Here is a 15752-nt window from a genome sequence, read left to right on the forward strand (position 1 = left end):
CCACCACTCCGACAGGGGCGTGCAATACGTGTCGATCAAGTATTCCGAACGGTTGGCAGAGGCAGGTATCGAACCTTCCGTCGGAAGCGTCGGCGATAGCTACGACAACGCTCTCGCCGAAACGATCAACGGCCTTTACAAGGCTGAGGTCATCCATCGCCGAGGACCATGGCGCAACTTCGAAGCTGTGGAGTTCGCCACGCTGGAATGGGTCGATTGGTTCAACAACCGGCGTCTACTGGAGCCCATTGGAAACATTCCGCCTGCAGAGGCCGAGGAACGATACTACGCCATGCTGGACGCACCAGCATTGGCCGCATAACTTAAACCAAACGGTCTCCGGCAAAGCCGGTGCGGTTCAGGATATCCGGCAAGCGGGGGTCATTGGACTATTAAGTGGAGATGAAACCGCTCAACAGGTAGCTAACCGACTGGGCGTCTCAAGGCCGACATTGTACAGCTGGAAGGACCAGCTTCTCGATCATGAGGCCTCATCATCCATGAAACGCCGCAAAGCCAATCCCAAGGTGCCTGAACGTGAAGAGCTCGAGCGACAGCTTGAAGCCCTCCGGCGTGATGTCCGCCAGCTACAACTCGAACATGATCTCCTGAAGAAGGCCAATGAACTCATAAAAAAGACCTGGGCGTCGACCTGCAGATCCTGAGTAATCGGGAGAAGACACAGCTGATTGACGCCCTTAAGGAAAGCTATTGCTTGCCGGAACTGCTCGCCCAGCTGCGAATTGCCCGAAGCTCCTACTTCTATCACCGCGCCCGCCTGTGTCTGGCAGACAAGTATGCCGCCGTCCGTCACAGTCTCGCGGAAATCTTTGAGGCGAACCGCCGTTGCTACGGTTATCGGCGACTGCAGGCGTCGTTGGCCCGGCAGAGCGTGGTGATCTCGGAAAAGGTTGTCCAGCGATTGATGAAGCAGGAGCAGTTGGTCGTTCCCAGACCACGTCGTCGGCGGTTCGGATCCTATCTCGGAGAGATCAGTCCAGCGCCCGAGAACATAATCAATCGCGACTTCCATGCAAAAGCGCCGAACCTGAAGTGGCTCACAGACATCACTGAGTTCCAGATCCCCGCCGGCAAGGTGTACCTTTCCCCCATCATCGACTGCTTTGACGGCATGGTGATCAGCTGGTCAATCGGAACCCAACCAGATGCAGGTCTCGTCAATACCATGCTGGATGCAGCCATCGACACCGTAACCGACGGAGAGGAACGGCCAGTCATCCATTCCGATCGAGGAGCCCATTATCGCTGGCCTGGCTGGCTCAACAGGATCAAGAATGCGCAGCTGGTTCGCTCTATGTCCCGAAAGGGCTGCTCGCAAGACAACGCCGCGTGCGAGGGCTTCTTCGGCCGCCTGAAAACAGAGCTCTTCTACCCACGAGACTGGAAGGCCATCACGATCGAGCAGTTCGTTGCCGAGGTGGACGCCTATATCCGATGGTACAATGAAAGGCGCATCAAAACATCGCTGGGATCACTCAGCCCGGTCGAGTATCGTAAAAGTCTCGGCCTGATCTTATGAAGCAGTCCAACTTTTTATCCGCACCCCCTTATGCGCCTAACCGGCTCAGTTCTGCGCGGAAACCAACAACGAAAGGTCGGCTCGCCAATAACCGATCCTCTGCGCCACTATCGGTTCAACTAGAGTGGCTTGCAATCATACTCAGGCATTAGTTCTACGTCTCAGCGGTCGTGTTTGCCGACGATTTTGCCAGATCTGGCTTTATCTAGGGAAATATCCCCAAGGATTGTTTGAACCAGACGGCTCGAACAGGCTAACGCCCCGAACCGCAAACCAGCGGAGAGCGCCAGAATGGGCCCGCTCATCGTGCGACATGACTGCGAATAAACCTTGAACCGAAAATATGCAGTAGCTCGGAGGCGGCTTTTGTCGACCGTCATACATCGGGCGCTCGCCGCGCTACCGGGGTGCATCTGGGGCGTCCCGGTAGCGCTGAGCCTATCACTGCTTTTTAGCCGACACGGTCTTCGCGGCCTCATCGATCGTGTCGGCGATGACCGCCGGCTGCGTCATGAACAGGGCATGACTTGCCGACACCTTGGTGATCTTGGCATTTATGCGCTCGGCCATGTGGATCAACATGGCCTGGTCGAACGCCTTGTCTTCTGTGGCAATTACGGCCCAGCTGGGCTTGGTGCGCCAAGCGGCATTTTTGAGCCTGGTGCCGAACGCCGACATATTGATCGGAACCTGCGCATCCCTCACGAAGGCAACTTCGGCGTCGCTGACATCGTGAGCGAACCCGGCCTTGAATCTTTCCGGGCTCACGTAGCCGAAACCATCCTTCGTAGTTTCGATAACGAACTCCGAAGCAGGCGCAAATCCTTGGTACTGCTGAGCGGTCGTCTCGCCGGCATCGGGCGAGAGAGCAGAGACATAGACGAGACCCTGAACCTTTAGATCGACGCCAGCTTCTGTGATGACTGTTCCGCCCCACGAATGACCGACAAGGATAACGGGACCATCCTGTCGTTCAAGTGCACGTCTGGTAGCTGCAACATCGTCTGCAAGCGACGTCAGGGGATTCTGGACGATGGTGACGCGATAACCGCGTTTTGTCAGATTGTCATAAACGCCTTTCCAGCCGGAGCCGTCGGCAAAGGCCCCATGGACGAGAACGACGTTTTTTACGGATTGATTTTGAGGCAGCGACGTAGCCCCTGCCGGCACGGCGGCGAAAATCGCGGCTGCGGTTGCGAGTGCGGGAGTGGTTTTGATACTCTTGCGTGTCATGACTATCTCCTATGTTTTTTTGCGATAACTGTTATCGCGATAATTCTCGTCTGACATGTTTTTTGCCGTTCGTCAACAAATTATTATCGCGATATTGATTTTCGTGATACCGGCGGCTATATGTATGTAGACAGGAGTGCAGGCATGTCCCAACAAGATAACGATCCACCGCCCTTACACGACCAGCTTTGCTATGCGATATATACCGCTGGCATCGCAATCCAGCGCGCCTACAAGCCTCTGCTTGATGCGCTTGGCCTGACGTATCCGCAGTACCTCGTTTTGAACGTTCTCTGGGCCAAGGATGAGCAGACGGTGGTTTCCATCGCGGACAAGCTCGCTCTTGAATCGAGCACGTTGACACCCCTTTTGAAGCGACTGGAAGCCGCCGGACACGTGCGTCGGACACGCAACGTCAGCAATGAACGGCAGGTTTTAGTGGCGCTGACGGATCAGGGCCGCGCCTTACAGCACCGGGCAGGGTGTCTGAGTGACACATTGCTTGCGGCCTCGACCCGGACACCATCGGAACTTGCCGCCTTGAACCGCGACGTTCGCGGTCTCCGTGATGCTATCTACTCCCAGATCGGCGGATGGGATTCACCCGCCTGACCTGCGATGGTTTGAAACGGCCTACACGATCAAGCGATCGGAATGTCCCCGGCGATCAGATGTGCCGGTGATGGGCGCACGCCCATAAATCCCACCCGCGTCAATGTTTCCACTGCCTCAAAATGGCAGGCGCGCGTTGTCCTTGACGTTCTTCATGACGAAGAAGGTCCGTGTCTGCCGGACACCGGGGAGCGCGATGAGCTTGTGACCATGTAGCTTGTTGAAGTCCGCCATGTCCCGGACGCGGATCTTGAGAAGGTAGTCGAAGTCACCGGCTACGAGATTGCAGTCGAGCACCTCCTTCAATTCGAGCACTGCCCCCTCGAATGCCGCGAAGCTTTCCGGGGTCGATCGATCTAGCACGACGCCGACCATGACCAGCGCCTCCAAGCCGACCGAGGCCGGAGAGATCTCTGCTCGGACACCGGTGATATGGCCCTCTTCGAACAGGCGCTGGGTTCGTCGATGACAGGTTGCCGGGCTGGCATTCACCCGCGTCGCCAGGTCCGCATTGCTCAGGCGGCCTTCAGCCTGGAGCGTCCGCAGAATACGCAAATCGACCCGGTCCAGAACGCCGCTGAGAGAATCTTCCATATCTTTATCCTTTAACGGATGATCATCGCCATTTGGTTGCCGATATACAAGACATGCTACACGCAACAGGCAAATTTCGGAAGCACCTTTCAACAAAAGCGTATTAGTCTGGCGGTGACGTGTAAACATCGATCTACAGTTTCCGGAGCTCCCAATGTCTCTACTCGAAAGTTTTGAACGCTATCCTCTCACCTTTGGCCCCACCCCGATCGAGCACCTGCCCCGCCTCACAGAGGCTCTGGGCGGCAAGGTGCAGATTTACGCCAAGCGCGACGATTGTAATTCCGGCCTGGCGATGGGCGGCAACAAGCTGCGCAAACTGGAATACATCGTACCGGACGCCATCGCCTCGGGCGCCGACACGCTTGTGTCGATCGGCGGCGTGCAATCGAACCATACGCGTATGGTCGCCGCGACCGCCGCCAAGATCGGCATGAAGTGCGTCGTAATCCAGGAAAAGTGGGTGCCACACTATGACGCCGTCTATGATCGCGTCGGCAACATTCTCGTGACCCGGCTGATGGGTGCCGACAGCCGCCTTGTGGACGACGGCTTCGACATCGGAATCCGCAAGAGCTGGGAAGATGCGATCCAATCCGTCAAGGACGCCGGCGGCAAGCCCTATCCGATCCCCGCGGGCGCCTCCGTGCACAAATATGGCGCCCTCGGCTATATCGGCTTTGCAGAAGAGGTGGCAGAACAGGAGAAGACGCTCGGCTTCAAGTTCGACTATATCGTCGTGTGTGTCGTCACGGGCTCCACTCAGGCCGGCATGATCGTGGGCTTTGCCGCGCAGGATCGCGCATACCGGGTGATCGGGATCGATGCTTCCGGTACGCTCGACCAGACCAAGGCACAGGTCCGCTCGATCGTCGACAACACGTCGGCACTGGTTGACCTGGGGCGCAAGGTTCGCGAGGACGAAATCGTCATCAATCCAGACTACGCCTACCCGGCCTATGGTGTCCCTTCGGAGGAGACGAACGAAGCCATCCGGCTTGCCGCCCGTACCGAGGCGATGATCACCGACCCCGTTTACGAGGGCAAGTCGATGCAGGGAATGATCGACCTGACACGCAAGGGCTTCTTCCCGGAAGGATCGCGCGTGCTTTATGCTCATCTCGGTGGGGCGCCGGCACTCAACGGCTACAGTTACTATTACAGGGAAGGCTAGGTCCCCCTCTCAAGCCCTCCCTTCACTGCAGATGTGGACGTAACGATGACAGATTCCCGACGCCTGCACCTCAAGACAATCGAGCAGCGACTGCTCTGGCTGTCGCACTGGATGATCCACAACGCCAATCATGTCCGACCCAAGGTCGACGGCATCAAGACCGGCGGCCACCAGGCCAGCTCGGCGTCGATGGTCTCGATCATGACGGCTCTCTATTTCTCGGCGCTCCGGCCCGAGGACAGGGTCGCCGTCAAGCCGCATGCCTCGCCGATCTTCCATGCCATGCACTATCTCATGGGAAACCAGCCGCTGGAGAAGATGGAGAACTTCCGGGGCTTCGGCGGTGTGCAGAGCTATCCGAGCCGAACCAAGGATGTTGACGATGTCGATTTCTCGACGGGTTCGGTCGGGCTTGGTGTCGGCATCACGGCGCTGGCCTCCATCGTTCAGGATTTTGTCCAGGCGAAGGAATGGGGTGCCGATCTGGCATGCGGCCGCATGGTCGCCTTGATGGGCGACGCTGAGCTCGACGAGGGCAACATCTACGAGACACTGCAGGAGGGCTGGAAGAACGACCTGCGCAATTGCTGGTGGATCATCGACTATAATCGCCAGTCCCTCGACGGCATAGTTCGCGAGGGGCTGTTCGAGCGCATCGAGAAGATCTTCGACGCCTTCGGCTGGGATGTCGTGCGCGTCAAATACGGCGCCCTGCAGCGCGCGGCTTTCGAAGAACCAGGTGGAGACCGACTGCGCGACTGGATAGACCGGTGCCCCAACCAGGACTACGCGGCGCTGACCTTCATGGGCGGCGCGGTGTGGCGCAAACGCCTGATGGACGACCTCGGCGATCAGGGTGACGTATCCTCGCTCATCAACCGCCGCAGCGACGCGGAGCTCGCCGCCCTGATGGAAAATCTCGGCGGCAACTGCGTGGAGACGATTGCGGATGCCTTTGCCGGGATCGACCATGACCGCCCGACTTGCTTTCTGGCCTACACGATCAAAGGCTGGGGCACGCCGATTGCCGGTCACAAGGACAACCACGGCGGACTGATGAACAGCAAGCAATTTAGCGATTGGCAGGCGTATATGGGCGTTGCCGCCGGGCAGGAGTGGGAACCGTTCGCCGGTGTCGGCGACGTCGCGGGCCTCAAGCGGTTTCTTGCGAGCGTGCCCTTCTTCTCAAAAGGGCCTCGGCGCCACAACGATGCCTATCTCGAGGTGCCGTCGCTCGGGGTCGACGGCGGGCGGGAAATCTCGACCCAGGCCGCCTTCGGCAAGATCCTCGACGATCTGGCCAAGGGCGGCAGCCAGCTCTCCGACCGCATATTGACGACGTCGCCGGACGTGACCGGCACGACAAGCCTCGGGCCGTGGGTCAACCGGCGCAAGCTCTTTGCCCGAGAGGCGATGGCGGATGCCTTCATCGAGCACCGCATTCCCTAGACCGCGAAGTGGGAATTCACGCCAAGGGGCCAGCATGTGGAACTGGGCATCGCGGAAATGAACCTCTTCCTGCTGCTGGGCGCGGCAGGCCTCAGCCATTCCCTGTTCGGCAAACGGCTGATGCCCATCGGCACGGTCTACGATCCCTTTGTCTGCCGCGGCCTCGATGCGCTCAACTATGCCTGTTACCAGGATTCGCGCTTCATCATCGTCGGCACGCCTTCGGGCGTCACGTTGGCGCCCGAAGGCGGCGCTCACCAGTCCATCGGAACGCCGTTGATCGGCATGAGTCAGGACGGGCTGGCGGCTTTCGAACCCGCCTTTGCCGACGAACTTTCCGTGATTATGGAATGGGCCTTCGATTATCTTCAGCGCAATGGCGAAGGACAGAGGGACGAGCGTACCTGGCTGCGCGACGAGACCGGCGGATCGGTCTATCTGCGCCTTACCACCAAGCCGCTGGAACAACCCGTAAAGCGTATCGACGACGACTTCCGGCAGGGTGCCATCGATGGCGCCTATTGGCTGCGCAAGCCGGGCCCGAACTGCGCCATCGTCATCGCCTACCAGGGCGCAGTCGCCGACGAGGCGATTGCCGCCGCCGGCCTGATCGGCGAGGCAAGACGGGATATCGGCGTACTCGCCATAACGTCGGCCGACCGCCTTAATGCCGGATGGACCGCCGCGCAAAGGGAGCGCGCGCGCGGCAATCCCAAGGCGAGGAGCCATGTCGAAACGCTGCTTGACCCGTTGCCGCGCGACTGCGCGATCGTCACCGTCATCGACGGCCATCCCGCAACATTGTCCTGGCTGGGCAGCGTGGCCGGGCATCGGACCATCTCACATGGCGTGGAACACTTTGGCCAGACGGGAACGATCGGCGATCTTTACCGCCATTTCCGGATCGACTGCCAATCGCTGATACAATCGGTCAATGAATTGACCGCAGGAAGGCGGCTGTCAGAGTTTCTAACCCTTGCGTTCCCGTAGAATGGGCCAAGCGTTCCTTGCACAGTTTGCGGAGCGACACCGGGATGAACAGCGATGATATATTCTTTAATGACCGGGTACCGCACTGAGCTCCGTATCTCAACCGCAGCCTACCGGGTCCGAATACCGGTCAGCATTGCGTCGCTGTTCACGGTCTCTCCCTGATTTCCAGGACCCTCCACTGCACCTCGAATATCGCTGGCCTCCTTGTTCTGACCCAGTTTCCATTTGCCAGAGAGGCGGGTTATCTCGATCTCGATGCCGACGATGTTTTGCAGCATCATGTCGATGTAGTCTTTGGGACCGTCCGTCATGCGCCAGGGTTTCGACTGGGCCGCCTCATGACTGCGGGTCAGGCGCGCGACCATTCCGCGAACATAAAGCTCGTCATCGCGAACTGTTGCGTGACCGTGGGCGTGAACGACGATGTAATTCCACGTTGGCACCTGTCTGCCGGTCTCGTGTTTGCTTGGATACCAGCCAGGAGAGATATAGGCATCGGTGGAAAGGATGTCGTTCCACAACGATCTGAGGCGGATCGAGCGCGTCCGGCTGGTCTTCACCGCGATCGCGGACATCGCGCGACGGCATCAGCACGTATTCCGATGATCTCGCGAGGGGCCAGCCAACTCTATACTTCGCCTTGCTGGAGCGCAAAGCCTGGACGGATGCTTATGCCCCGCTCCCAGGTTTCGTGGCCCGACCGGCGGACGATCTAGGCACGGATTTCTGTTCGCGCTGCGTCGTTAGAGGGCAAGCAAGAGCTTAGCGTGGCAACACTACGCCTTGCTGGAATTGGGGTAGGAGAGCAGGACGCTAGCGGCATGGATTGAACAACCGAATGATTTGAAGACGCCAAGCGCCTCAATCCCTTCGCCGCTCATTCTCAACAATGAACGGATTTCCTGTTCCGACGGAAAGGGTTGTCAGCTATCTAGTTTGTCGTGGACACTTCATTTTCAAAACAGGAATGGCATGAGCGACGATAGTCACACGGTGTTGCGGGACCGCTTTCAGCAGCACAAATCGAAACTTAGCCGTTCGGAACTGGCTGTTGCTGAATATTTACTGGCAACGCCGATCGATATCCTGATCTTCGAAAGCGCTGAAGACATAGGGGTCAAGAGCGGTACAAGCGATGCAACAGTCATTCGTGCGGCGCGACGGCTTGGCTTCACCGGCCTGCCGGAGCTCAAGCGGCTCGCCAGCCGCAACATGGCTAAAAGCGTTCCCACAACGGAACGGCTGTCGCAGCGGTTCCGCGCTACCGGGCACGATCTTGGGAAGATCAAAAAGCGCATTTTCTCCACTGCGCATGAGATCATGACCTCATGTGAGGAAAAACTGGAAATCGATTCGCTCTCTAATGCTATCCAGTTACTCGATACCGCCGATACGGTATGGTGCCTTGGCATGGGGCGATCCGAAGTTGAAGCAAGGCATTGCGCGACAGCGCTCAGCCGCGTCGGACTGAGGACCCGTCACTCCGGATCATCTGGCTTTTCGCTCGCAAACGAATTGGTTGAGCTGCGGCCTGAGGATGTCGTCATTCTGTTTCATGTCGCCCGCGACACTGCCGAACTGCGGCTGATCGTCAATCAGGTCAGCGAAATTGGCTGTCGTGTCATTCTGGTATGTGGTGTTCAGCTGACGGAACTCTATCGCGATAGGGCGTCCGCAGTGCTGACATGCGTCGGATCCGCAGCGGGACTTGCAAGCTGGACGCTCGGCGCCGTCGTCACGTCGGATATTCTTGCCTACAGCATTGCCGCGCGCAACCAGGACCGAGCGCTCAAAAGCCGGAAGCGCCTTGCACGGCTGCGCGAGCAGATACCGCAATAAAGTATCTCGAATGACGCAATCAAAAAGATGAGAATTCCAGTAATGTTTTATTGATATCTGCACTTCAATAATGTAGTGAGGACGACATAGCGGCGGGCGACACCGGCCGATCCCGTATCTTTTGTCGAGGACACTCATGAAATACATTTTAAGAAGCCTTTTCTAGCGGAAGCGCGCACGCACCCGCTCCCGCACACCATTTCAAACCGATGACCCTTTACCGCGCCGTACCGGCGCGGAAGGGATTTTGTTGTCTTGCTTTCAGTTTGGGGCCCTGATGATTTCCTACCGCAGATTGGCAAATTCCGTTCTCCTCGCTTCAGTCGCTTTCGCACCTGCCAGTGTTTTCGCGCAGGATTCAGCCAGTGGCGGCGAAACAGTCCTTAAACCCATCGTCATTACTGGCAACTGGCTGGAGCAGCCCAACGCGGAAAAGGTGCTGAAGCACCCCGGCGCTCGCACCATCATGGACAAGACCGAACTGGAAGAGCGTGGTGCCATCGACATTCGTGACGCCCTTAATCAGATTCCCGGCGTTCAGGTTCAGGAAAGTGCCGGGACGGGCGGCAGCGATGTTTCTCTCAACCTCGGTGTTAGAGGCTTGACCTCCCGCCTGTCACCACGCTCCACCGTGTTGATGGACGGCATTCCCTTGTCTTACGCTCCCTACGGTCAGCCCCAACTGTCGCTTTTCCCGCTAACGATGGGCAATGTCGATACCGTGGATGTGGTGCGCGGGGCGGGCTCGGTGCGCTACGGCCCCCAGAATGTCGGCGGAATCATAAATTTCGTGACGCACCCGATTCCGAATGACCCCACCGTTCGCATGTCTTCCTCCGCCGAATTCGGCGGCGGCACCAAAGCAACGCCGAGTTTCCTGATCGGGGGGACCAACGACGAGGGGCTTGGGGCCGCGCTTCTCTATTCAGGCATTCATGGCACCGGATATCGTGACGACAATGACCGCACGGATATCGACGACCTGATCTTCAAGGGCAAGTACGAATTTTCGGATACGGATACGCTAAGCCTGCAGTATCACCACTACAGCGGCGAAGGACAGATGCCCGGAGGCCTGACAACGGGTGAATATGCGGCTGACCCTTTCCAGTCGACAAGACAGTACGACGAGTTCAATGGCCGTCGCAATGATATCTCGCTGCGCTATCAGCACAATGACGGCGAAAACAACTTCGAGATCCTCGGCTACTATGTCAATTCGTTCCGCGGCAGCTTTGTCGAACAGCAGGGGACGGGCGCAAATGCAAACCGCTATCGTCTGACTTCGGCACCGCGCGAATATGAGTATTTCGGCATCGAACCACGCTACTCGCGCCTGTTCGACATCGGTGACACCACGCATGAGGTGACTGTCGGCTATCGTTACCTCTGGGAAGAAAGCTCCGAGGTGGCAGCGCGCACCGCATATTACGACCGCGTTCCCGGCTACAATCCCCACACGCTTCCGATGGCGACCTACCAGACCAGCCGAGGCGGTACCAAGGCACACGCCATCTATGTCGATGACAAGATCCAGTTCGGCAACTGGACCGTCACGCCGGGCATCCGCTACGAGATGATCAGCACCGATAACACGGTCACTGACCTTACCGGTGGTATCGTGACCGGGTCGCGCTCGCCGCAGTTCGACGCGAATGAACTGCTGCCCACGCTCTCCGTCGCCTACCAGATCGATGACGCCTGGAGCGTCTTCGGAAATGCCGGCGTTTCCTTCGGGCCTCAGCAATATAGCCATCTTGCATCGACCACGGATGGCCTCAACCCCGAAAAGGCCACGACATACGAAATCGGCACGCATTACCAGGGGGACACCCTGAGCGCGGAATTGACGGCCTTCTACATCGATTTCGACAAGGAACTTCTGCTCAGCCGCAGCATCGTCGGTGAAGGCGTCTGGACAAATCTCGGCGCAACCACCCACCAGGGCATAGAAGCAGCGGGGCGTTTCGACCTCGGTAGCCTCATCTCGTCTCTTGAAGGCCTCTCTGTCTATGCGAACTACACCTATACGGAAGCCGTCTACGAAGCAGGTGATTTCAAAGGGAAAGATCTCCCCTTTTATTCCCGCCACTTTGGAACCGTCGGTGTAAGCTACCGATATGAAGACTGGGTGATCAATGCGGATGTCAACGCGCAGTCCAGGCAACGCTCCCCGGGAAGCGGCACGACCTATGTGACGGAAGAAGACCCCACCGGACGCCTTGGTGACATCCCGGGCTATGGCACCGTCAATCTTCGCCTGGCGTACCAGCCCGAAGCCAACAAGAATGCACCCAAGTTCGCACTCGGCGTGAAGAACCTCTTCGACAACGAATATTTTACACGCTCAACAGACAACAACGGCGGGAAGTTCGTGGGCCAACCACGCACTTTCTTTGTCAACGCCTCGGTTGCTTTCTGATCGCGTAAAATTTGCGAGCCGGTAAAGGACCGGCCTGCTCTACTCTCCGGAACCATCGATGATTACGCTTACTCGCAGAACTGTCGGCATCCTTCTCCTTTCGACAATGGCGTCGGCAATGTTTTCCCGAACCGGCATAGCCGAGGAGGCACTGAGAAGCATTGCCCACCAGCTCGGCTCGACGGACATCGTCGGCAGACCACGCCGCGTCGTGGCGCTGGAATTCTCCTTCGTGCAGGCTCTCGATGCACTCGGCGTCGTTCCGGCAGGGATAGCCGACGATAACCAGCGCCAGCGCATCAAGCTGCTGCTGGGCAAGAACATCGACTACACCTCGGTCGGTACACGGCTTGAACCCAATCTCGAACTCGTCAGCAACCTTGCGCCGGACCTGGTCATCGCGGATGAGGTGCGGCACGCCGCCATATATGGCCAACTGACCGCCATTGCGCCAACCATCGTCCTGAATAGCTGGGAAGGTGACTACAGGACGATCAGGGAGGGCGTGGCCACCATTGCCGACGCTCTCGGCGAACACGACACGGGCCAGCGGGTGCTTGCAGCGCACGATAAGACCATCGCCGCACTGGCCGCGCACATTCCGTCCGGAGAACAGCGTCGCATTCTGCTTGCCGTGGCGACGCCGGATTCGATGAGCCTTCATACCTCGTCATCCTTCACCGGTTCGGTTTTTGAGGCCCTCGGCCTCGTGCCCGCCCTCCGGTCCTCTGATCCGGTGGAGAGCGGGGCCAGCCTTGAGCGGCTGCTCGCCGTCAATCCCGACATCCTGCTGGTCGCTACCGACCCGGGCGGTACCGCGCTCGACCAATGGAAGGGCAATACCGCCTGGGCCAACATCGCGGCAATCAAAAGCAACATGGTCTTCGAGGTCGATCGCAACCAGTTCGCCCGGTTCCGCGGATTGCGGACTGCCGAGATGATCGCCCAGGAGCTGCTGGCCAAGGTCTACGGGGCGGGATAGGAATCGTGACGGCGATGGCCTTCAAGGTCCCGGGCTCCAGAATGCGGCGGCCACATCTCGTCGCAGCCTTTCTCTTCGTGCTTCTGGCCGCAAGCCTGATTGTCGGGATCGCCTTCGGTGTATCGCAAGTATCGCCAATGACGGCGCTGCGATTACTTGTGGCACCGGACGGATCGCCGGAAAGTGCGCTTGTCTGGGACATTCGTCTACCGCGCGTCCTCCTTGCCGTACTGGTCGGCGCCAATCTCGCATTGGCGGGCGTGCTGATCCAGACTCTGACACGCAATCCTCTCGCATCGCCGCAGACCTTCGGCATCAATGCCGGCGCGTCGCTTGCCATTGTCGTCTGCCTGATCGCCTTTCCCGCGCTTCGGGGAGCAGGCACAGTCTGGCCAGCCTTCGTCGGCGCTTCGATCGTGGGTTTTGCGATGTGGGCGCTCTCGGTATCAGGGGCGATGAACGATATGAAACTTGCCCTTGCCGGCATTTCGATCCAGCTCGTGCTGTCCGCCCTCGTCCAGGCAATCCTGATCGCCAACAATGCGGCGCAGGATATCGTCTACTGGCTCGCCGGCTCGGTCAACGGCGCGCAGTGGACCAAGGTCTGGACGATCCTGCCGTTCTCGCTGGTGGGTAGCGGATTGGCGCTTGTTGCAGGACGGCATTTCGGCGTACTGTCGCTCGATGAAAGTACCGGCGTGTCACTCGGGCAGAATGCGCGGCGCGTTGGCGGACTGGCTGCGGTTCTCATCGTCGTCCTGGCCGGCTCGGCCGTCGCCGTCAGTGGCCCCATAGGTTTCATCGGCCTTCTGGTGCCGCATATCGTCCGGCGTCTCGTCGGCAGCGACCAAGCAACCGTCCTTGCCCTCTCCCTGCTCTGCGGCCCGCTCCTGCTCAACACCGCCGATCTTCTCGGCCGCATCGCCGCCTTTCCGTCTGAACTGCCCGTTGGCATCGTGACGGCGCTGATCGGCGCTCCAGCCTTTCTTCTGCTGCTCAACCGCCGGAGGGGTGCATGAGCCGCGCGCTGGAGCGACAGGCAGATGCGCGTGCCATCGGCGTCTGCGGCATCCTTTTTCTGCTGCTTGCGGCCATCGCTCTTCTGGGCATCATGGCTGGCGCCGTCACGCTCGGTTTTCACGAGGTTCTCGATGCGCTCGGCGGCGGTAAAAACACCTTCATCGTGATGCAATACCGTCTGCCGCGGATCGCCGTCTCCCTTCTGGCAGGTCTCTCCTTCGGCCTTGCCGGCGTTTTCCTGCAGGGTGCGCTGCGCAATCCACTCGCCTCCCCGGATGTCGTCGGCATCACCAAATGGGCGGGGCTAGGGGCCTTTCTCGCCGGGCTCGCGACACCACCGGCCTGGGTGAGCTGGTCGGTACCGCTCGGCGTGATCGCCGGCGCCCTGTTCGGCGCGGCCGCGCTCCTTTTCGTCGGTCGGCGCTTTGGTGGCGTTGCCTCGCTCGCGCTGACGGGCGTCGCCCTCGGAATGCTTGCCCAGGCGCTGATGCAATACATCATGGTGCTCCACCCTTCCCGCGCCGACCAGTCCATGGTCTGGCTTGCTGGGAGCGTCTACGGCAGCACGGCACGCGATGGGCTCTTCCTTTCGCTCTGGCTCCTCGCCTGCCTGCCGGTCGTTATCTATTCTGCGCTGCGGCTGGATGCCGGCGGCTTCGGTGACGATACGCTGATCAGCATCGGAATTTCACCACCTGCCCTGCGTGGCAGCCTGATCCTCATATCCGTTCTCCTGTGCGCCGGTGGCGTCGCGGCTGTGGGAAGCATGGGGTTTCTGGGGCTCATCGCACCGCATGCCGCACGCATTCTCGTCGGCAGCCGCGCACGCCATCTTGTGCCGGCAAGCGCCCTTGTCGGCGCCCTTGCCCTTTCTTCGGCAGATCTGATCGGCCGGGTGATCGCCCTGCCGAATGAAATTCCTGCCGGCATCGTCGCCGCCGTGATCAGCGGCCCCTATCTGGTCTTTCTACTGATCAAAGAGACAGCTCGCCATGGTTGACGCTCATCCGACACGCCTTCACTGCGACAAGATCACCGTCGGCTACGCCGGCGCCCCTGTCCTGAAAGATGTCGATCTCACCATCCCGGACGGGAAAATCACAGCCCTGATCGGCGCAAACGGTAGCGGCAAGTCGACGCTGCTGCGCACGCTTGCGCGTGTTATCCAACCGTCCTCTGGCACGGTGTATCTCGATGGTAGACCGATCGGAACGATGGCCGCACGAACTATCGCCCAATCGCTTGCCCTCTTGCCGCAAAGCCCGGTATCTCCGGACGGCCTGACGGTGCGACAGCTATGTCGCTTCGGCCGCCACCCGCACAAAGGCATCCTGTCGCGTCCAAGCCGGCACGACGAAGAAATTGTCGAGCAGGCGCTGGCCTCGACCGGTCTTCTCGACCTCGCGGAGCGCGAGCTGGACCGGCTCTCCGGCGGCCAAAGGCAGCGCGCCTGGATTGCCATGGCGCTGGCGCAGGAGACTCCGCTCCTCCTGCTCGATGAGCCGACGACGTATCTAGATATCGCCCATCAGCTGGAAATTCTCGACCTCCTGAGACGACTGAACAGAGATGAGGGGCGCACGATCGTCATGGTTGTGCACGACCTCAACCACGCAGCACAATATGCCGACCACCTGGTAGCCGTTGCAGATGGCGTTATATTCGCCACGGGCAGCCCCTCTACACTGCTGACCCCGGCCCTTATCAAGGCGGTTTTCGGCGTCGAGGCGCTTGTTATACCGCATCCCGTCGACGGCACCCCGCTGTGTCTGCCTCTCGGCGACAAATCGAACGCCTGACTGGGAAATGTGCGCCCGGCGTAACCGACGAAGCTTCGCGTTATTTTCGGGCCACCCGAGTAAAGCCAAGACCGCCGCAACAGGTTCACAGCCGA

The 15752-nt window shown here is 59.3% G+C and carries 12 protein-coding genes and 2 pseudogenes; 11 read left to right on the forward strand and 3 right to left on the reverse strand.

Translation table 11 applies throughout. From position 1 onward, the window contains the following. Both F3H58_RS26435 and F3H58_RS26440 read left to right on the forward strand, forming a co-directional pair. The coding region (locus F3H58_RS26435) for an integrase core domain-containing protein (RefSeq protein WP_149744368.1) at positions 1–322 on the forward strand (322 nt) is incomplete at its 5' end. Between the two features lie 43 nt (positions 323–365). Then, positions 366–1540 (forward strand): annotated as a pseudogene (locus F3H58_RS26440) (IS3 family transposase); the annotation flags it as partial. A 441-nt stretch (positions 1541–1981) separates the two neighbouring features. On the opposite strand, the gene F3H58_RS26445 reads toward F3H58_RS26440, so the two are convergent. Next, positions 1982–2773 (reverse strand): alpha/beta fold hydrolase, encoded by a 792-nt coding sequence (locus tag F3H58_RS26445; protein ID WP_149744369.1) that lies wholly within the window; start codon positions 2771–2773, stop codon positions 1982–1984. 144 nt (positions 2774–2917) lie between these two features. Between F3H58_RS26445 and F3H58_RS26450 the strand changes: the two genes are divergently transcribed. Next, positions 2918–3385 carry a MarR family winged helix-turn-helix transcriptional regulator gene (locus F3H58_RS26450; protein ID WP_149744370.1) on the forward strand — a complete coding sequence of 156 codons (468 nt, stop codon included), beginning with the start codon at positions 2918–2920 and terminating at the stop codon, positions 3383–3385. Positions 3386–3502: 117 nt separating this feature from the next. Here the strand turns inward: F3H58_RS26450 and F3H58_RS26455 are convergent, their stop codons facing one another. After that, a complete protein-coding gene (locus F3H58_RS26455) occupies positions 3503–3979 on the reverse strand; it encodes an Lrp/AsnC family transcriptional regulator (protein WP_149744371.1) in 477 nt (158 codons plus the stop codon). 154 nt (positions 3980–4133) lie between these two features. Here F3H58_RS26455 and F3H58_RS26460 point away from each other — a divergent pair, with 154 nt between their 5' ends. Both F3H58_RS26460 and F3H58_RS26465 read left to right on the forward strand, forming a co-directional pair. After that, positions 4134–5153: a 1-aminocyclopropane-1-carboxylate deaminase gene (locus tag F3H58_RS26460; RefSeq protein ID WP_149744372.1), complete on the forward strand. Its 1020-nt coding sequence runs from the start codon at positions 4134–4136 to the stop codon at positions 5151–5153. 45 nt (positions 5154–5198) lie between these two features. Further along, positions 5199–7592: pseudogene (locus F3H58_RS26465) on the forward strand (thiamine pyrophosphate-binding protein). A 110-nt stretch (positions 7593–7702) separates the two neighbouring features. Here the strand turns inward: F3H58_RS26465 and F3H58_RS26470 are convergent. Then, complete coding sequence (locus F3H58_RS26470) at positions 7703–8170, reverse strand: FMN-binding negative transcriptional regulator (RefSeq protein WP_149744373.1); 468 nt, start codon at positions 8168–8170, stop codon at positions 7703–7705. A gap of 268 nt (positions 8171–8438) precedes the next feature. On the opposite strand from F3H58_RS26470, the gene F3H58_RS26475 reads away from it, so the two are divergent. The 6 genes from F3H58_RS26475 (at position 8439) to F3H58_RS26500 (ending at position 15657) form a co-directional block, all read left to right on the forward strand. After that, on the forward strand, positions 8439–9434 hold the full coding sequence (locus F3H58_RS26475) for a MurR/RpiR family transcriptional regulator (RefSeq protein WP_286170166.1): 996 nt from the start codon (positions 8439–8441) through the stop codon (positions 9432–9434). Between the two features lie 277 nt (positions 9435–9711). After that, on the forward strand, positions 9712–11856 hold the full coding sequence (locus tag F3H58_RS26480) for a TonB-dependent receptor family protein (RefSeq protein ID WP_149744374.1): 2145 nt from the start codon (positions 9712–9714) through the stop codon (positions 11854–11856). A gap of 58 nt (positions 11857–11914) precedes the next feature. Next, positions 11915–12838, forward strand: a complete 924-nt coding sequence (locus tag F3H58_RS26485) for an ABC transporter substrate-binding protein (protein WP_149744375.1) — start codon at positions 11915–11917, stop codon at positions 12836–12838. Between the two features lie 14 nt (positions 12839–12852). Continuing rightward, a complete protein-coding gene (locus F3H58_RS26490) occupies positions 12853–13857 on the forward strand; it encodes a FecCD family ABC transporter permease (RefSeq protein WP_149744376.1) in 1005 nt (334 codons plus the stop codon). Further along, on the forward strand, positions 13854–14858 hold the full coding sequence (locus F3H58_RS26495) for a FecCD family ABC transporter permease (RefSeq protein ID WP_149744377.1): 1005 nt from the start codon (positions 13854–13856) through the stop codon (positions 14856–14858). Before F3H58_RS26490 ends, F3H58_RS26495 begins: the two co-directional genes overlap by 4 nt. After that, the gene (locus F3H58_RS26500; RefSeq protein WP_149744378.1) at positions 14851–15657 is read left to right on the forward strand and encodes an ABC transporter ATP-binding protein; all 807 of its coding nucleotides are present in this window, start codon (positions 14851–14853) and stop codon (positions 15655–15657) included. Before F3H58_RS26495 ends, F3H58_RS26500 begins: the two co-directional genes overlap by 8 nt. Positions 15658–15752: the final 95 nt, after the last annotated feature.

The organism is Rhizobium sp. NFACC06-2 (assembly GCF_900101425.1).
GTDB classification, from domain to species: domain Bacteria; phylum Pseudomonadota; class Alphaproteobacteria; order Rhizobiales; family Rhizobiaceae; genus Agrobacterium; species Agrobacterium leguminum.